The sequence below is a fragment of the Paraglaciecola marina genome (assembly GCF_004360155.1).
Lineage (GTDB): Bacteria > Pseudomonadota > Gammaproteobacteria > Enterobacterales > Alteromonadaceae > Paraglaciecola > Paraglaciecola marina.
The window spans coordinates 1-17441 of the sequence record NZ_SAIS01000042.1; the positions used below are offsets into that span (position 1 = coordinate 1).

The following is a 17441-nucleotide window of genomic DNA, read 5'->3' on the forward strand; positions in this document are numbered from 1 at the left end:
GAAGTCCTCTTTATGTCAACGTATTTCAGGATGAGACATCAGAAAAATAAAAGCCTAATTTATTGGTTAGACCTTTTTGAATACTAACACCCCAAAAGCATTTGATGATAAATTTACCTATTAAAAATAGCTATACACAACTCAAGGATAAAACGTTATGAAAAAAATATTGGCACTGTTTATTGTTAGCCTTACTTTAACTGCTTGCGCCCCTGAAATTGGAAGCGAAGAATGGTGCGCTGATATGAAAGAAAAGCCTAAAGGTGACTGGACAGCAGCAGAAGGTAAAGATTTCGCTGCGCACTGTATTTTTTAAATACTCGTGTAGCTAAGTAATAGTTTACACACCTGTTAAATAGACAGGTGTGTAAACTATTAGTACAACCTAAGACAAATGACTATGACCACAGCTATACTTTTTAGCTCATCTAGAGCGTCAGGTGATACCTTTCAAATAGTTAAATATTTATCTGATAACAGCGCAGTTCAAATGTTTAACCTATCAGAGCATAGTGTTTCTTTTTACGACTTTGAGCATCAAAATAACGCCGATGACTTTTTACCTTTAATGGCCGAGCTTGTGCAGTTTGAGCATATTATATTTGCGACTCCCATGTATTGGTATTCGATGTGCGCTCAAATGAAAGTGTTTATAGACAGATTATCGGATTTACTCACCATCGATAAACCTTTAGGCCGCCAACTTAGAGGTAAGCAGTGCTCTTTGATATCTTCAGGTTACGATAGAAATGCGCCAGATTGTCTTTGGCAACCATTTGAATTAACAGCTAAATATTTAGGCATGCACTACCAAGAAATGCTTTATTTAAGTTGCCCTAGTGAATTCAAATTAGCAGATCATAAAGTCACCCTTGATGACTTTATTGCGAACGCTTTAACATGTTAGTTAGAGCCTGCATTCATGGAACCCCATCACCCAAAAAGGTAAAACTAAACTATGCGTGAGCAACTAAGAGCTAAAATAATAGACGTTTGTGATAAGAAAATAGCCGCCAAAGGCAAGAATGTAGGCTTATCTTTCTACGCCTTTTTCGCTAATAAAAATAACGATCCTGAGCAACTTATGGAAGCAGCGACCTGGTGGATCCAAACCCACAAGTTAGATCACTTTGAAAAAGCGCAAAAAATCAAAGAGCTTATTTTAAATAACCAATAAACAAACCTTTTATCAGCCCAAAGCAATAAGCAAATGAAAACTATCATCAGACACGCCGAAATAACTGACCATAATGACTTAGTTGAGATATACCGCTACCCAGCTGTTACCCAACACACCTCACAACTTTTATACTTAGACTCTGAAACTATCAAAAACTTTTTTAAACCTGATAATCACTTTATTTTAGTGGCCGAAGTAGAGGGCAAAGTTCTGGGTCATGTCACACTAATTTTAAATACTAAGCAAAGAGAAAAGCACTCAGCAAGCCTAGCTATTGCCGTACACCCTGACTTTCACGGTAAAGGTATCGGCAAAAAGTTAATCGAAGAAACCATTAATCAAGCAGACAACTGGTTAAACCTATTACGCATCGAACTTGAGGTTTACGCAGATAATCAAACGGCTTGTAAGTTATATAAAAAATTAGGTTTTGAAATAGAAGGCGTGAAACGCAGTGCCTCCTTCAAAAATGGGAAATATGTCAATCTGTTACTCATGTCGCGGATTAAATCTTAAATAGTCAGACTAGTTAAACATATGAGTTAATAGCATCAACCCAAAGAAACTAACACTTCCCGAAACCAACTTAAGGCTTCATCTTGCTCGGTATTTTGATGCCAATAAAGATGGGTTTCAATATTGCTTAGTGCGATTGGCATAGTTAATAATACTAAATCATGAGTTTGATTTACCCCGCCTAATAACTCTTTCCCTAACTGGGTTGGTAATGTTAACAAAAGGTCTGATTCAGCAATCATAGCCTTAGCCGCATAGTAATTTTGGCAACGTATACTGATATGTCGAGACAATCCCTGCTGTTGAAACAATAAGTCCTCTACCGCTGCCCCACTTGGGCGATTCGATACCCCAACATGCTTCGAATCCAAATAGGTAATTTGACTTAAACTTTCTTGCAATTGATGGCCTTGGCGCATCAAAACACTAAAAGAGTCGTCAATGACTTTAGTGTGAAATACAGGTGGCTTAATGGGCAATGCCACATCAAAGGCCATATCGATGTGACCCGCTCCTAATTCACGGGTGAGGTTCTCTCTATTTACCTTAATACTTGCGAATGTGGTATTAGGTGCTAATTCTGCTAAACGCTTTACTAATTTCGGTAAAATAGACGGCTCTAGTGCATAGTGAATACCTAACTTAAAATGGTGTCGACTACTTTTAGGCTGAAAATCTCCCCAATGCTGTAAAATTTGCCGCAGCCTGCTTAAGGTATCAATAATCTGCGGCGCCATACGCTGGCATGCTGGTGTGGGCAACATCCTATTATTACTGCGTTGAAATAAAGGGTCGCCTAAACACTCTCTTAACCGCTTTAATGCATGGCTAACGGCTGACGGGGTAATGTGTAACAACTCAGCGCTTCGAGACATATTCTGCTCTTGGTAGATACTTTCAAATATCTTTAATAAGTTAAGATCTAACTGCTGGATCTTATTATAATCGGCCATCTCACCCCCCATGAATTAAATTCATAGTAACCATATAGTATTTTTCATTTCATTCAACCGAATAAAGGCACTATTCTTCACTCAATTATTAATACCCTGGAGTGCCAGAATGAATTTCTCTCACAGTGAAAAAACGCAAGATTACATCAATCGAGTTCGTGCTTTTATGCAAGAGCATGTGTACCCAGTTGAAGAACAAATATACTCAGAAACCCACCAGCTAAACCCCGGCGGAGACTGGAAAAACTGGCAAATACACCCTCTTATTGAACCATTAAAGAAAAAAGCACAAGCTGCAGGACTGTGGAATCTATTTTTACCCGATGCTGAACTAGGCCAAGGGTTAACAACCTTAGAATATGCCCCGCTGGCTGAAGAAATGGGTCGAGTATTGTTTGCCTCTGAAATATTTAATTGCAGCGCCCCGGACACAGGAAATATGGAGGTGCTTTATCACTTTGGCAATAAAGCTCAACAAGATAAATGGCTCAAGCCGCTACTTGCCGGAGAGATACGCTCAGTATTTGGTATGACAGAGCCTGATGTTGCCTCATCTGACGCTACCAATATGCAGGCTACCGTCGAGCTAGATGGCGATGAATTAGTACTCAACGGCAAAAAGTGGTGGACCACTGGCCTTGGTCACCCCAACGCCAAGGTCGCTATTTTTATGGCTTTGTCTAATCCAGAGAACGATAAACATAATCAACATAGCCAAGTTATCGTGCCTTTAGATACACCGGGTATTGAGATCAAGCGTATGTTACAAGCCTTTGGGGATTATGATGCCCCATTTGGCCATGGCGAAATGCATTTTACTAATGTCAGGGTGCCTAAGGAAAATCTATTAGTAGGCATGGGCAAAGGTTTTGCTATTGCTCAAGGTCGCCTAGGTCCAGGCAGAATCCATCACTGCATGCGTTCTATAGGCGGTGCTGAGAAAGCCTTAGAGCTTGCCCTAGAACGAGGTATGTCGCGCACTGCCTTTGGAAAGCCATTAATGATGTTAGGGGGCAATCGAGAACGAATTGCCGAAGCTAGGATTGCCATCAATCAAGCAAGATTATTGACCTTAGAAGCCGCTTGGAAAATAGATAACCTAGGCGTTAAAAATGCCATGGTAGATATTTCTGCCATTAAAGTCGCAGTCCCTAAAATGCTAGAGGATGTAGTTGATTTGGCCATTCAAATTCATGGTGGTGCAGGTATGTGTAATGACTTTCCGCTGGCGCGTTTTGCAGCTGGAGCACGAGCATTACGCCTAGCTGATGGCCCAGACGAAGTACATAAAGGTATGGTGGCCCGTTTAGAGCTTAAAAAATATCAATAATCAGCCCTAATATAAGCGCTTCTTGGTAAATGAAGCGCTTCACCTCTAAATAACAAAAATTAAAAAGCGATGAAAGCCATGACCAGACAGAATATTTTGATAACGGGTGCCAGTTCAGGTTTAGGAAAAGGCATGGCCATAGAATTTGCCAAAAAAGGGCGTAACTTAGCCTTATGTGCTCGACGCATTGAAAACTTAGAAAGCCTAAAACAAGAGCTACTAAACATTAACCCCAATATTAAGGTATTTATACGCCAGCTAGACGTAGATAATCATGAGCAAGTATTTGAAGTCATAAAAGCCTTTGCAACTGATATGGGATCCTTGGATAGAATTATTATTAATGCAGGCATTGGAAAAGGAGCCCCAGTAGGTACTGGGTATTTTTATGCCAATAAACAAACCGCAGAAACCAATTTTGTGTCCGCGTTGGCGCAGTGTGAGGCTGCAATGGAAGTACTGCGCAGTCAAAATACTGGGCACCTAGTGACTATCTCATCTATGAGTGCCATTAGAGGGGCTCGTCGTGCCATTACCGTTTATGCAGCCACCAAAGCAGGGCTAAGTGCCTTAACCGAAGGTATCCGCATAGATGTGTTAAACACTCCCATTAAAGTTACCACTATTCACCCTGGCTTTATTCGCACAGAAATTAACGAAAAAGTTAAGAAGGTACCCTTTATTGTGGATTTAGAAACAGGTTGCCAAGCAATGGTAAAAGACATTGAAAAAGAAGTCGCCAATAGCTTTGTTCCCACATGGCCTTGGGCACTCTTTAGATATTTAGCAAAAATCGCCCCGTTAAGTATGCTGGCTAAATTAAGTTAATTACATATACTGGCCCACAGAACAACACTAAAGGTTAAATCGTGAGTATATGTTTATTGGTCGAGTATCAGAATTAACTGGGGCAAGTAGAAAAGCCATTCGCCATTATGAATCTATTGGGTTAATCAACGCGCCTAAACGAAGTGGCAGTTATCGAACCTATGATGAACATGATGTAACAGTCATTGCGATGATCCGCAAAGCCCAAACCTTGGGCTTTAGTTTAGCTGAATTAAAAGAAGTGGTGTCCCAAAAAATAGCAAATAAGGCCCTACCCTTTGACCTTATTAATACAGTAATCGATAGCAAAGTATCTGTTTTAAATACCCAAGCCATGGAACTAATAGAGCAAGCCAAGCAACTAGAAAAATTCAAAATAGAATTATCCAAAAGCTTGCCTTGACTCTGCCCTTAGGGGCAAGGTTTAAAGTACGTTCTTTGATTACGAGAGAGCAATAATGAACTTTGCAAATAAAACAATATTAATAACGGGTGCTTCTTCAGGTATCGGCAAAGAGTTTGCCACACAACTGGCAAGTAAAGGGGCAAACTTAATCATTACCGCACGTTCAGAGCACGAGCTTAACGTACTGTCGCAACAGTTAACCACACGTCATAATAATATTTGGGTGAAAGTCATCCCTCTAGACTTACTTTTACCCGATAGCCCTAAAATGCTTTTCACAGCAATACAAGACATGGGATTATCTGTAGATTACCTAATAAATAATGCGGGCTTTGGTAAATTTTGTCACTTTGAAGAGGCAAGCTTTGACACTTATCAGAACATGCTCACACTGAATATCCATGCCCTAACGGAGTTGTGTTACTTGTTTTTACCCGCGATGAAACAAACCAATAGCGGTGGCATCATCAATATAGCCTCGACGGCTTCATTTCAGCCTTTACCTTATCAAGCGGTATATGGTGCTTCAAAAGCTTTCGTTTTAAATTTTTCTGAGGCCTTAACGGGTGAGTTACTAGGGTCGCAGGTAAAAGTGATGGCGTTATGCCCTGGTATCACTGAATCTAATTTTATGTCTACAGCCAATGCTGACACCTCGACTATGAAGTTTGCCCCCGCAAGTAAAGTAGTCGAAGATGGATTAACCGCCTTTTCCAAAGGAAAAATATATAAAGTGTCTGGGTTAGCTAATTACCTCACCTCTTTAGTACCTCGTCTATTTTCTCGAAAACAGATTGTAAAAATAGTCGCTAATATGTTCAAAGACCGGATGTTAGATTAAGCGATTGAGTCGTATTTTTCAGTAAAATGCTTTTCGACTTTCATAGCAAAAAGGGCCTTAATTGGCCCTTTTCTATGTTTACTTTTAGTGTGTTTAAAGCAGATTACTTAACTCGCTTCATTGCACAAATTTTATTACCCGCAGGGTCCCGTAAATAAGCTAGATATAAACTGATATCTTTGCCTTCACGCACACCAGGTGCGTCTTCACAGGCTACGCCACCATTTGCCAGGCCTGCTGCATGCCATGCATCAGCAGCCTCGGTTGTGTCTGCAGCAAACCCTAGAGTACTGCCATTACCATGGCAAGCTGGCTCACCATCAATAGGAACACTAATACCAAAAATGCCGGTTTTATTGTAGTAAAAGCAACGGCCTTTTTCGTCTATGACACCCGGCTCGTAACCTAATGCACCTAAGGTCGCATCGTAAAACCTTTTAGACTCTTGAATATCGTTAGCACCCAACATAACGTGACTAAACATGTGACTCCTCCTAAACCAATAATGACTAAACTAAAATGTATTTACAGTGTACCCAGAATTAATCCAAAGTAGAATTTTTCCCAGTGATGATCATAGGTAAGTTTGCTGAAGTACTTTCTCACAAGTTAATATTTTGATGAAACAAAATGATAATGATGGAACACTTAAAAGAAACGTATGTCGGGCAAACAGTCTGCTTTGAGGCTGATGACTTCAAGCTGATTTTAGGTAAGTTTCAAAAAGTCTTTTAGTGTTCTGACAAATTAGAAGACCATACTGTGACACGGTTCTTCCCTTTGTTTTTCGAGACATATAGTGCCTTATCAGCTCTATCGATAAATTCATCTTTTGTAGTAATACTATCTTCCAATACAGCAATACCAAAACTACAAGTAACTCGTACACCATTAAAGTCATGGTTGTTAATAGACTTACGCATATCCTCAGCGGCTAGCAATGCTTGCTCTATATTCGTATTAGGCAAGACTATACAAAACTCTTCTCCTCCAAACCGAATTAAACAGTTTTCTGCTTCTAATAAACCTTGAAGTATCTCTGCGACATTTACTAAGACCTCATCGCCTTTCTTATGGCCATGGGTATCGTTAATCGATTTGAATGAATCAATGTCCGCTAAAACAATGCAATGTTGACTTGAGTGTCGTGCATCACCAAAACATTCTTCAAGGCACTCAAATAACATACGCCTGTTGTAGCATTTTGTAAGAGGATCAATCTTAGCCAAACGGTCGAGTTTACTATTTAGCTTTTTAGCATGGGTGAAGCTTCGATAAACAAATAAAACACATAGCAAACAACATCCTAATAAAACACTTAACAAGATGTTGCTTGCCGTTTTTTTTGACAACTCTAGCTCAGCAATTTTATGCGCTTGGCTCACAAGTGCTATCTCATCACTCTTTTTATCGAGCATTAAACTGTCTAGCATGGCTTTTTCTTGCAGTGCGTGAATGTCTCTTTCCATTTTGTAAGATTCTAAAATGACCTTTTCGCGGGTAACATTAGAGCTTTCTTGTATAGCCACTAAGGCCATGCTTAAGTCGTATTTTAGCTCTGTATAGGCTAATGCTTGTGCATGATTACCTTGAGTTTTTTGGATATGCGCCAGCAACCTATATATCTCGATCTGATCCTCTAAAGAGTCGTAATCTTGGGTAAGTTTAAGAGCGGTAGTTAGGAGTTCTGCAGATAGTTTTGGCCTAGTATCTAATTCAATGTCGGCTATCTTGATTAACGCTTTTGCTTGCCAAGGCTTGTTATCCACCTGTTCTGCTAGCTGTTTTGCGTTTTTTAAATACTCAAGTGCCAAGGGTATATCAGATAATTTTTGAGATGTTATGCCGATGAGCAACTGGCTGTGTGCTAAGCGTTCTTGCAGCTCAAGCTCAGCATAAATGCTAGCGGCAATTTCTAGCATGTTTAAAGCGTTCTGGAAATTGCCCGCTTGATAATCAATTACACCAATTTCCCTATAAGCGGCAGCTCTTGTTTCTGGCTTGACCTTATCAATAGATAGCTCAGTAGTTTTTTGGTAAAAATAGCGAGCATTGTCAAATTGCTTCAGTTTTGTATAGATAAGGCCAGTTTGGTTGTCTACCTCTGCTAGGTGCGCAATCGAATTGATAGATTTATATAGGAACTCGGCTTGTTTTATATACTCTAAGGACGTTTGATAATCACCGATATTGCGATAAATAACAGCCGTTAATAATGTTATTTGTGCTTCTGATTCAGCATCGTTTTGCTTTTTAATAAGATCAACACTGCGCAAAGCGTGATCTAGAGCAATCACGTAATTTCCGAGCTTATTATGGCTCATCGCAATATTTTTATAGCCTTTAACAATGTCATCGGCTCGGTTTAACTTTTTATATATTACAAGGGCTTTTGAATAATTTTCTGCTGCTAAATCAAATACCTGCAAATGTTTGTTAGTTTGCCCAAGCTGATGATAGCAAGACGCTAATGTGACTAAATCAGGCTGATGATGCTTTAATAGTACTTCTATCGCCAAACTGAAATGGGTTTGTGCTTTGGTAAACTTCTTTTCATTATAAAAGCGCTGCGCTCTTGCAATTTCTTGGTCAGCGACAAGACCATGAACACCTTGATTTATTGCCTTAGTGACCTCAACATCATTGCTTCCAGAGCTTAAACTAGAAGCCGCGCCTTTTTGATCTACCAATACCTTTTGTTCCGAACCCAACGTAAAAGAACTGCGTTCGGTTGCACCTAGGGTTTTACTCAGCGACAAGGATATTTCTGTCATACCCAGCAAAACGAGTAAAACAGTCTTACTTGTCCTCATATTTTTTACCTTTTTCGACTTTCAGGAGTTAAACGCATTTTATCCAAGGTAGATCAATCTTTCAGCTCTATACACGCTAATGAGTAAAGTTAAATTGGGTACTTTCGAACCATCCATCACACCATTAATAACTCAATACGCTAGTATTCGCTCCATCCTAGTCGCATATATGGCAAGGCTAACGCAAAACGGATACAAAATCCCTAATGTGGCAGTCACTTGTATCGTTATTTCAACGAAAAGCTTAACCGCTTTAGCATTTTAGGTAAAAGTATAGGGAAAAGCGTATAGGTTCTGTTTGATATACTAAATTGAGGAGTCAGAGGACATTGGCGACTTAGGTATTAACCGGCTGGATCCTACTAAACCCCAAAAGGTGTCGCTAATATAAAAAACAACACGGCAATTGCAGCGATACATGAGGTGATGATGCCCGTTTGTTTTGACCGTAGCCAGCCCGATAAGCCAATACTGATCAGCAGACTTAAAAAGCGATAACCGCAATTAACAAACAAGATGCAGCAAAAGCAGATGAAGCGACTATCCAGTTAACTGACTTTTTAGGCGAACTAAACACCACTATGGTCACCAATATGGTTGCCGACACACCACCTAAAAAGGCGCTAACAGATGAAAGCTGCTCAGCAACGGCAATTACATAATTAGGGTTAAGTTCTGTCAATGTTACACTCCGACTTCTTTAGGCTGATAAGAGTTTATCTAAACTAAGTTTGCTTTACCAACACAGTGACTTACAAGTAGTTTTATTTTCCAAACGTTAAAGTTTTTTAAATATCACATACTAAAAAGAAGCCTAATAATTGTCTCTTCACATACAACTATTTATCTAAATAAAGACAACTTAACCAAAAGCTCTGTTTGCGAGTTTACCTTTAATTTCAAAAATATTGATTTTAAGTGGGTTTTTAAGGTGTTGTGTGAGACGTTTAGTTCACTAGTTAGAACACTTAGCTTTTTCTTGAAGTAAAGCGCTTGGGTTAATTGGGTTTCTCTCTGTGTTAAGCTAAATTGGTTTTGTATATTTACCCAATTAATTTTGTGTTGATAATTGACTGTGATTAAACAACAAGGCACCTCAATATTGTTGAACTGTTTTGAATCTTTTACTGGCGCAACCGTAATTAATATTACATCATGATTTTCCTGATCATGGTCCTGTTGTTCAATAATAATGGACTCTTGACTACCAATACTCTTATAAGCCAACTTTGAACATTCCCGAATAAAGTGCTCCAATTGATTCTGGGACTCAGGTGATTCAATACAAATTTTATTATTAGATACATAAATACTGGAGGGAGGTAATAAGTTTTGTTCGGCAAATTGATTTTGTATAACTATAGTGCCGTTCTCATCACAGACTAATATTGCCTTATCTTGTTGGTCAATAATGCTTTTAGTTAAGTTAGAGTAGTTTTTATATAATCTAAGCTCTTTGTAAATATGCATAGCTCGGCTAAAATGAGGCATTATAATGTCAAAAAGCGCCTCTTCACTTGCTTCGTAAGGTTGATCTTCTTCTCCTCGATTAACCATTAATAAAGATTCATGATGGGTATCACGACACAATACACCCGCTAATCCATATGCAACTTTTAATGGCACATTAATGTCTCGATAGTAAGAAGAATCTTCATATTGACGTTTGTTTACATTTACCCACTCTCCTTCGGTTAAAAACTGCACGTGTTCACGGGATGGATCTTCATGTGCACGTGCTTGATAATCAATCCATGCTATAGCTGGGAAAGCAAAGTTGGCTCGGTATTCTAATGTTAAAGGCTTTGTCTCACTGTTTTTATTAAGGACAAAAAGTGCTTTGTTTGACTGAGTAAACTCCATCAGTTGATTAAGAGCAGCGTCCCAGTCTCCCGTTAGTGCTCCCTGATAAATCTGCTCAATTAACTCTGACAGTTCACTTATTGAAATTGCTAAATTCATTTTTATTATTAGTCCTATTTATGGGCAGTTAATTTAGTCTAAATTAATAGCAATCAATAATAAATCATATTTTTATTGTTTAAATTCAAGGTTATAAAGTTTCCTGTTCAATGAATAGTTGACTAAATAATTTGTAAAAATCACCCAATTGGGTGATTAATTTATTCAAGATTTCAACTTACTCTACAAAAGAATTTGTATTGGTAGAACAGAAAATTTTGGAAAAACAGTCATAGCTTGATTCTTCGATAAGGGCATTCAGCCAAACAATAAAATAAATCACTCCATAAATGAGAGACATTAATGACTTATGTCACCACAGAGCTTGTTAAATAGAGAATTAATAAGCTCCGCAAATATGCACAAACAACATTTTCATGGTCTTTATTTTATTTAAAGCCGTCGTAAAAATAATAAGGAAAGACAAATGGAGTTAAGCGGTAAGGTTTCGAGATTCCTAGATGTAGGCGTCAAGGTTGTAGCTCTGATTTTTATACTCAGCAGCTGTGGCGGTGACTCTGGTGGTTCGGAGGATTCGAGTGGTTCGGGGGATTCGAATGGCTCGGGAGGAGCAGCGACAGGAGGCTCTATTCAAACGCCTACAACATACACAATTACATCATCTGTGGTTGGTGAGGGGACTATTAATCCGTCTGCTCAGACTGTTGATGCTCAAACTACCTTCTCTTTTACTTTAACACCAGATGACGGTTACACTGTTGACATGGTAGATGGGTGTGAAGGCTCATTGATTGACAACACTTACACTACTAGTGCGATTACAGCAAATTGTACTATCACTGTTAATTTCAAGACGACTAATTACGAAATTTCAACTTCTTCATCAACCGGTGGGTTGATAACTCCTTTAATAAAAACCCTTGAACAAGGTGAAACAGCATATTTTACCTTAACTTCTGATGCAGGTTATGTCATTGACTCTGTAATAGGTTGTACAGGCACATTAGAGGGGAACATTTTTCAAACAGACCAATTTAATACTGAAGATTGTTCTGTTAATGCGACTTTTACACCTAACGATCAAGAACCTAGCTCAGACAGTATTGGTGCGCAAAGAACACTTGTTGCACTCATTAATTTTCCTGACAATAAAGACGAAACTATGTCTTTAGGGGATATTAAAAACTTAATTCGAGACAATGATAACTCGTTAAACCAATTCTTGGTCAAAAACTCTAATGGAAAAGCTTGGATTGAGGCTGAGTTTTTAGATTGGGTTACGTTAGAGCAAAACTCTACAAGTTATTTCAACGAAAACTCTGATCTTTATTCTAAGGATAGCTTTCATGATGATGCTATTAGTAAGCTGAGCCAAACTACGAACCTGACCAATATTGATAGAATTATGCTCATAGTAAAAGATGGCTATCTAGGGCATCCAGGTTGCTATGCATATAAAACAGCCATTACATTGGGTAACAATGATGAGTTTACAGGGTATTTAACTGTAACTGGTGGTTATGACATGGGTTGTAATAGAGCTGGCCGCATAGCTCACGAATTTGGGCATACCTTTGGATTTGACCATTCAAGTTCTCATTGGTGTGATGGTGTGAGCCCAGTTAGCTTTATCGACACGAACTATTTGGACAAATGTAGTTTTTTTAACTCTTATTCAGGCTTTTACGACACTATGGGGCGGATACCTACAACCCAATGCTCTCTAGTGTTTGGAGACACAAGGCCGGGTGGTTTGAGGATTCACAAGTTGTGACTGCAGAAGAGTCTGGTACCTACACTCTTGAACAGTCCTCGTCCTCTTCATCAGGGGTTAAATTAATTAAGGTTCCAATCGGGACAGGGCTAAATGAGCAACCGTTATATTATTACTTGGAGTTACGTAATAAATCAGGTGTTTTTGATAACTCGAAGTTAGACGCCGTTGCTAGAGATTATGAATTTATAGTTAGATTTTCAGATTTTAATGGCACCGATGATCTAAGAGACTTGTATCAGTCAGCAACATTATTCGACGTGGGGTTAGATTATATTGATGAATATAGAGGGGTCTCTTTTTCTGTGGAGTCTTTGTATGGAAGCGGTAGCTCACTTGCAGCGAATATAAACATAGATGTGCCAAGATTTGCTGTTGCCCCCCAACGTGTTTACGAATTTTCTGACCCTGATGATTTAGAAAAAACGTTTTCTGTTAAAAACGTAAAGGCAGAACAAAGTGAAGTTGTTTCAGTACAAGTGACTGGCAGAAATGCTGATGCATTTGAAGTAAAAGAAGTTGCATGTACTGGTGTCACGCTGGATGTTGGTGATGAATGTTCAATATCAATCGAGCGTGTCGGGTTGACTGGGGTTTATGCTTCAATAATGGTTGAAACTAATGTGGAGAAACAAGTTATTGAATTGTCAGGCCTTGATATTTCCGTGGTTGAACCATATGACCCAGACGCTTTAGTAGAATGGGAGGATAACAAATTACCTGAAGGACCTGAGATTAATTGGTATAGCGCAGTAACATATTGCGAGGAATTAACGTTAAATGCAAACCAAGACTGGCGTCTACCGCGAATAGAAGAGCTTAGAGCGGCATTTCAGTTTGCAGAAGAACCGTTGTTTGTGCTCACTGTAGAAGAAAATGTATCCGCAACTCCACTATGGTCAATTACTGAGCCACCAGATAACTCATTAAATGCCTATAAAGTTTATGGTAATGGCACTGCCCATTGGAGTAATGGCTCAAAAAATAATAATGCCCGTGTTCTGTGTATTAGGTCTTTGTAATCGTGAATGAGCAAATGAAATATTAAAGCCCAATAGCCCACCCAAGACTTTATTTTTTATGTGTTAATTTTATTAAAAGCTGTCGTAAAAATAATAAGGAAAGACAAATGGAGTTAAGCGGTAAGGTTTCGAGACATCTAGATCTGAGCGTCAAGGTTATAGCTCTGATTTTTATCCTAAGTAGCTGTGGCGGAGGCTCTGGTGATTCGGGGGATAATGCTGGTTCCGGTGGGTCAGGTAATTCAGGCAGTACTGTTAACTTACTGTCTTTGACTATAGAGGGGTTGGTTACCGATGATCCTATCCCAAATGCAAATGTTACAATCACTATAGATGACCAAAGCTTTACCACTCAAGCAGATGAAAATGGCGAGTACAGCGTTGATGTGAGCATTGATGATTCGTATGCGGACAGCATAGTAAAAGCTACCGCAACGGGTAGCGAAGCCGACAGCATTATTAAATTGGTTTCCTATCTTGGCACCCTAGCTTCCTTAATAGAAGTAGCAGGCGACGATGAAACTCTTACAACAGAAGAGCTTTTCTTTACTAACATCACTAATGTGAGTACTGCAACTGCTGTGGCCCTTGAATTGGCCGCTGATGGTGAGATAACCACAGATGAAAGCTTTCAAAATTCTCAAGCAAGTATCGATACTAGCGCAGTCATGTCCAATGCTACGGCAATTAAGCTCGCGCTTGATTACTCTGACGGCAACCCCGACTTAATCTTGCCAGACATAGTTGCAGATACCTATGAGTTTGTCGTTGAACAAGATGTGATTACTGACTACCTCTCTTTGATTGAAAGCAATTATGCTGAACTTTATGCTTCAGTAGAAAATGATATTTTAACTGACACTAATCTAACCCCAGACACAATCGCTCCAGTCATATCTCTGACAGGTGAGGCGATTATTTACCTGTCAGTTGGAGCAACATATACAGAAGGAGGAGCTAGCGCTACAGATAATAAAGACGGCACCCTACCCGTTTCAATATCAAGTGCAGTCGATGCAAGTGCTCCAGGTGAGTATGCGGTCACGTATACTGCAACAGACTCTTCTGGAAATAGTACGAGTCTAGTTAGAACCGTGATAATTGCTGACGTCATTGATGTTACCGCTTCACACACAACTGAGGCTGGTTATACAGTTCGGTATCGCTATATTTCATCATCAAGTTGGGATTCAGAACAGCCCAGAGGTATGTATGTATATCTACATGGCAATATTAGCTAAAGTAGCGACTCTCTGAGTTATTTTAACGAAGAACTTCAAGAATACTTACTTGAACAGGGTTACATATACGTTAAATTAGAATCGCCTTGGGTTAGTGAGACTGGCGCCCGAATCTGGGTTGATCCGGAGTACCCCGGAGGTGACAGTGGTTTAGATATGCTTAGTTCAGTTCTGACGTCAGGGTTTGGCGGCACGTTTACTGTTGATATCAATGACATACTGTTAGAAGGAAGCTCGGGAGGAGCTTGCTTTCAAAATCACTTTATTCAGAAGTATTACAATGACTTCAAAGGTGCAGCTTACATAGATTGTGGCTGTTCGCAATTACCTGATGACTCAACCATTGCACCATTAATAGATACCGAAAGCTGGCGTTTCTATGTACTAAATAATACCGAAGATTTCCTATATGAGTCTGGTAGGTCTATTTATGGCTACCTTAAATATACTCTAGGGTATGAGGCGACAATAGGCGATTTTGACAAAATAGGTGGGCACTGCGCCTCAACCGATGAGGATCGATTTGAAGCCTTTAATTGGTTACTTTCAGATGAGCCAGCCCCAGACGTTGACTTTGAACCACACTTTAAGCCAATCGAACATTTTAACGATTTAGAGGCCATTGCCATCGATGATAACGAAAACATCTGGGTGGTTGAAGAAATTGAAAATCAGGTTGTGAATCTACATAGAGGTAACAACTTGGGTAGCGAGTGGTCTGTAGTTAAAACCTTCACCCTAACCGATTCTCAGATAATCAAAGACTTACTGTATTTTGATAACTATTTGTACTTCGACATAGATGATGAATATCTGATTAAAATTGATTTGAGTGATTTTTCTGAAGAGCAAGTTTTACTGCCGACGCTAGATTTAGGCGATAAAAGATTTTATAAAAATACATTAACCACAGATCACCAAGATACACTTTATTATCGTCTGGTGAATGTTGATGTAGCCAGCACTAGCTATTCTAACAATGCATGGCGCTCAACAGATGCCGGAGAGACTTGGGAATATATCGACCAAATAGACAGTGATGTACTGATTTATGTACCAGAACTTCTTAGACCTACTCTTAACGATGTTTTGAGCGACTATTATTTAAATTACGGAAATATTGCGTTTGACGGGGAAAATGCATGGCTAGTTCTCAACTCATATGATGCAGATTACTTTGCCTCGATGCGCCTTTATAAATCAACCGACCTTGGATCTACTTGGGTGGATGTAACCCCGGTTGAATTTAACCAAGACGATGGTGAATCTTGGTACAACAGTTATACCCCAGAGAAAATAAAGTATTTGTTAGATGGTAGCCTATTAATAACTAAGGGCTCCCATAGCTGGATGAGCACAGACAAGGGACAAAGTTGGGTTAGAGTGTACGGTAGTAGCACTGACTTTTCTGTTTTTTTGGAAGATGTCATGTCTGCAGAGTCATCAGATGGCAAGCATACCATCATAGGTTTTACCGAACATGAAGGCTTAATGTATTTGGAAAAGACTGCACCTTAGTCTGGAAAACATTTCGGCTGCTACTCTTATTTAATTAGGGCCTGTTTATCTTTTCTGTAAGGTTTTGCAGCAGTCTGCTGCGACTTTTATGCAATGAAGCTCAAGTGAAGTGTAGCCATCTACACGAACTTGAGCTGAAGCAGAAGAAATTTTGCACAGGCGCTGGTGTTATTTAATTAAAAAGAACAATCTTTAGAATCCTATAACCTCTTGTATGGATAATATTCAAGTCGCTAGTTAAGGCAGTTAATATTTTTTTAACTAAAACACTTTGTCGAAGACGTCTTAAGGTTGCGCTTCATCACGTCGATTAACCATCACAATACAACTCTCTTCACTAAGCCATATACCACTTTCAATGGAACCAATATATCTTGATAGCAGGACAAGTTTTAATATTGATATTTGTCACGCTTTCTCCACTCTAATCTCCCCCAATTGAACCCGATTTTTTATCTTTTTAAATCAAGGTTATAAAGTTTACCGGTCAATAAATAATTTACGAAACAATGCGTAAATACCACCCATTTGGGTGATTAATTTATTAGAAATTTCAACTTACTCTAATAGTAGTTTCATGCTGGTTAAACAGACAAATTGGGAAGTGCAAATTGTTTAATTCTTCCTTACGGGCATTTAGCCGAACAACAAAAAGCCACCATAAGAGAGTGAGAGAGCTAGGCCACTCATTACACATGTACCTCAACAATCATCAAAAATTCAAATATAAGGAAACTTTTAACATAGCCAAACACCCCATTTTTGTATCTAAGACCGATGCATAGTTCAAGTGCACTTAAACGAGTAAAACTATAACAATAACTTTATGTAGTAAGGATAACTAAATGAACCACCAATATACCGTCAATAGCCGAGATAAACTGCACTCTCAAAGTTTCATTTCAACTCCCATACAGGTACGCTCTTTTCTAAAAGTATGTAGCTCAACCATAGCCTCCATCTTTATGCTTAGTAGCTGTGGTGGATCTAGTGGCTCTGGTGACTCACCTGTCGATCCTCCTGTCGCAAATAGTGCGCCTACGGTAACCGCTGAGAATGTCTCAATAACAGAGCTATCCGAGGTCACGCTAGCCGC

Annotated in this window: 18 protein-coding genes; 12 read left to right on the forward strand and 6 right to left on the reverse strand. The window is 39.2% G+C overall.

Annotated features, from left to right (window positions below; genetic code table 11):
- Positions 1-157: 157 nt before the first annotated feature.
- The 4 genes from EOK74_RS20385 (at position 158) to EOK74_RS20400 (ending at position 1696) form a co-directional block, all read left to right on the forward strand.
- Entirely contained in the window at positions 158-316 is a 159-nt protein-coding gene (locus tag EOK74_RS20385) for a DUF3012 domain-containing protein (RefSeq protein WP_133471969.1), read from the forward strand.
- Positions 317-400: 84 nt separating this feature from the next.
- A complete protein-coding gene (locus EOK74_RS20390; RefSeq protein ID WP_166638811.1) occupies positions 401-907 on the forward strand; it encodes a flavodoxin family protein in 507 nt (168 codons plus the stop codon).
- 51 nt (positions 908-958) lie between these two features.
- Complete coding sequence (locus tag EOK74_RS20395) at positions 959-1177, forward strand: DUF6500 family protein (RefSeq protein WP_133471971.1); 219 nt, start codon at positions 959-961, stop codon at positions 1175-1177.
- 33 nt (positions 1178-1210) lie between these two features.
- A complete protein-coding gene (locus tag EOK74_RS20400; protein ID WP_133471972.1) occupies positions 1211-1696 on the forward strand; it encodes a GNAT family N-acetyltransferase in 486 nt (161 codons plus the stop codon).
- A 35-nt stretch (positions 1697-1731) separates the two neighbouring features.
- Here EOK74_RS20400 and EOK74_RS20405 read toward each other — a convergent pair whose 3' ends face one another.
- Positions 1732-2649: a LysR family transcriptional regulator gene (locus tag EOK74_RS20405; RefSeq protein WP_133471973.1), complete on the reverse strand. Its 918-nt coding sequence runs from the start codon at positions 2647-2649 to the stop codon at positions 1732-1734.
- A 109-nt stretch (positions 2650-2758) separates the two neighbouring features.
- Between EOK74_RS20405 and EOK74_RS20410 the strand changes: the two genes are divergently transcribed.
- The 4 genes from EOK74_RS20410 (at position 2759) to EOK74_RS20425 (ending at position 6054) form a co-directional block, all read left to right on the forward strand.
- Positions 2759-3979 carry an acyl-CoA dehydrogenase family protein gene (locus EOK74_RS20410; protein ID WP_133471974.1) on the forward strand — a complete coding sequence of 407 codons (1221 nt, stop codon included), beginning with the start codon at positions 2759-2761 and terminating at the stop codon, positions 3977-3979.
- Between the two features lie 78 nt (positions 3980-4057).
- The gene (locus tag EOK74_RS20415) at positions 4058-4807 is read left to right on the forward strand and encodes an SDR family oxidoreductase (protein ID WP_133471975.1); all 750 of its coding nucleotides are present in this window, start codon (positions 4058-4060) and stop codon (positions 4805-4807) included.
- A gap of 49 nt (positions 4808-4856) precedes the next feature.
- Positions 4857-5210 carry a MerR family transcriptional regulator gene (locus tag EOK74_RS20420; RefSeq protein WP_133471976.1) on the forward strand — a complete coding sequence of 118 codons (354 nt, stop codon included), beginning with the start codon at positions 4857-4859 and terminating at the stop codon, positions 5208-5210.
- Between the two features lie 55 nt (positions 5211-5265).
- A complete protein-coding gene (locus tag EOK74_RS20425; protein WP_133471977.1) occupies positions 5266-6054 on the forward strand; it encodes an SDR family NAD(P)-dependent oxidoreductase in 789 nt (262 codons plus the stop codon).
- 103 nt (positions 6055-6157) lie between these two features.
- Here the strand turns inward: EOK74_RS20425 and EOK74_RS20430 are convergent, their stop codons facing one another.
- The 4 genes from EOK74_RS20430 to EOK74_RS20445 all read right to left on the reverse strand — a co-directional run bounded on the left by EOK74_RS20430 (position 6158) and on the right by EOK74_RS20445 (position 10829).
- Positions 6158-6538: a VOC family protein gene (locus EOK74_RS20430; RefSeq protein ID WP_133471978.1), complete on the reverse strand. Its 381-nt coding sequence runs from the start codon at positions 6536-6538 to the stop codon at positions 6158-6160.
- Between the two features lie 247 nt (positions 6539-6785).
- Positions 6786-8867, reverse strand: coding sequence for a tetratricopeptide repeat-containing diguanylate cyclase (locus tag EOK74_RS20435; RefSeq protein ID WP_133471979.1), 2082 nt, complete (start codon positions 8865-8867; stop codon positions 6786-6788).
- A 484-nt stretch (positions 8868-9351) separates the two neighbouring features.
- Positions 9352-9549 (reverse strand): hypothetical protein, encoded by a 198-nt coding sequence (locus tag EOK74_RS20440; RefSeq protein WP_133471980.1) that lies wholly within the window; start codon positions 9547-9549, stop codon positions 9352-9354.
- 161 nt (positions 9550-9710) lie between these two features.
- The gene (locus EOK74_RS20445) at positions 9711-10829 is read right to left on the reverse strand and encodes a LuxR C-terminal-related transcriptional regulator (protein WP_133471981.1); all 1119 of its coding nucleotides are present in this window, start codon (positions 10827-10829) and stop codon (positions 9711-9713) included.
- 427 nt (positions 10830-11256) lie between these two features.
- On the opposite strand from EOK74_RS20445, the gene EOK74_RS20450 reads away from it, so the two are divergent.
- The 4 genes from EOK74_RS20450 to EOK74_RS20465 all read left to right on the forward strand — a co-directional run bounded on the left by EOK74_RS20450 (position 11257) and on the right by EOK74_RS20465 (position 16345).
- Positions 11257-12564, forward strand: a complete 1308-nt coding sequence (locus EOK74_RS20450; RefSeq protein ID WP_133471982.1) for an InlB B-repeat-containing protein — start codon at positions 11257-11259, stop codon at positions 12562-12564.
- Entirely contained in the window at positions 12561-13586 is a 1026-nt protein-coding gene (locus EOK74_RS20455; protein ID WP_166638812.1) for an Lcl domain-containing protein, read from the forward strand. Before EOK74_RS20450 ends, EOK74_RS20455 begins: the two co-directional genes overlap by 4 nt.
- Positions 13587-13693: 107 nt before the next feature.
- Entirely contained in the window at positions 13694-14827 is a 1134-nt protein-coding gene (locus tag EOK74_RS20460) for an immunoglobulin-like domain-containing protein (RefSeq protein WP_133471984.1), read from the forward strand.
- Positions 14828-14983: 156 nt separating this feature from the next.
- On the forward strand, positions 14984-16345 hold the full coding sequence (locus EOK74_RS20465) for a sialidase family protein (RefSeq protein WP_133471985.1): 1362 nt from the start codon (positions 14984-14986) through the stop codon (positions 16343-16345).
- An 889-nt stretch (positions 16346-17234) separates the two neighbouring features.
- On the opposite strand, the gene EOK74_RS20885 is transcribed toward EOK74_RS20465, so the two are convergent.
- Positions 17235-17441, reverse strand: a 207-nt coding sequence (locus EOK74_RS20885) for a hypothetical protein (RefSeq protein ID WP_166638813.1), incomplete at its 5' end; no start/stop codon positions are given.

Bases quoted from the DNA above. Each gene is read 5' to 3' on its own strand.
- EOK74_RS20385 (WP_133471969.1), top strand. From the start codon at position 158: ATGAAAAAAATATTGGCACTGTTTATTGTTAGCCTTACTTTAACTGCT.
- EOK74_RS20390 (WP_166638811.1), top strand. From the start codon at position 401: ATGACCACAGCTATACTTTTTAGCTCATCTAGAGCGTCAGGTGATACC.
- EOK74_RS20395 (WP_133471971.1), top strand. From the start codon at position 959: ATGCGTGAGCAACTAAGAGCTAAAATAATAGACGTTTGTGATAAGAAA.
- EOK74_RS20400 (WP_133471972.1), top strand. From the start codon at position 1,211: ATGAAAACTATCATCAGACACGCCGAAATAACTGACCATAATGACTTA.
- EOK74_RS20405 (WP_133471973.1), bottom strand. From the start codon at position 2,649: ATGGCCGATTATAATAAGATCCAGCAGTTAGATCTTAACTTATTAAAG.
- EOK74_RS20410 (WP_133471974.1), top strand. From the start codon at position 2,759: ATGAATTTCTCTCACAGTGAAAAAACGCAAGATTACATCAATCGAGTT.
- EOK74_RS20415 (WP_133471975.1), top strand. From the start codon at position 4,058: ATGACCAGACAGAATATTTTGATAACGGGTGCCAGTTCAGGTTTAGGA.
- EOK74_RS20420 (WP_133471976.1), top strand. From the start codon at position 4,857: ATGTTTATTGGTCGAGTATCAGAATTAACTGGGGCAAGTAGAAAAGCC.
- EOK74_RS20425 (WP_133471977.1), top strand. From the start codon at position 5,266: ATGAACTTTGCAAATAAAACAATATTAATAACGGGTGCTTCTTCAGGT.
- EOK74_RS20430 (WP_133471978.1), bottom strand. From the start codon at position 6,538: ATGTTTAGTCACGTTATGTTGGGTGCTAACGATATTCAAGAGTCTAAA.
- EOK74_RS20435 (WP_133471979.1), bottom strand. From the start codon at position 8,867: ATGAGGACAAGTAAGACTGTTTTACTCGTTTTGCTGGGTATGACAGAA.
- EOK74_RS20445 (WP_133471981.1), bottom strand. From the start codon at position 10,829: ATGAATTTAGCAATTTCAATAAGTGAACTGTCAGAGTTAATTGAGCAG.
- EOK74_RS20450 (WP_133471982.1), top strand. From the start codon at position 11,257: ATGGAGTTAAGCGGTAAGGTTTCGAGATTCCTAGATGTAGGCGTCAAG.
- EOK74_RS20460 (WP_133471984.1), top strand. From the start codon at position 13,694: ATGGAGTTAAGCGGTAAGGTTTCGAGACATCTAGATCTGAGCGTCAAG.
- EOK74_RS20465 (WP_133471985.1), top strand. From the start codon at position 14,984: ATGCTTAGTTCAGTTCTGACGTCAGGGTTTGGCGGCACGTTTACTGTT.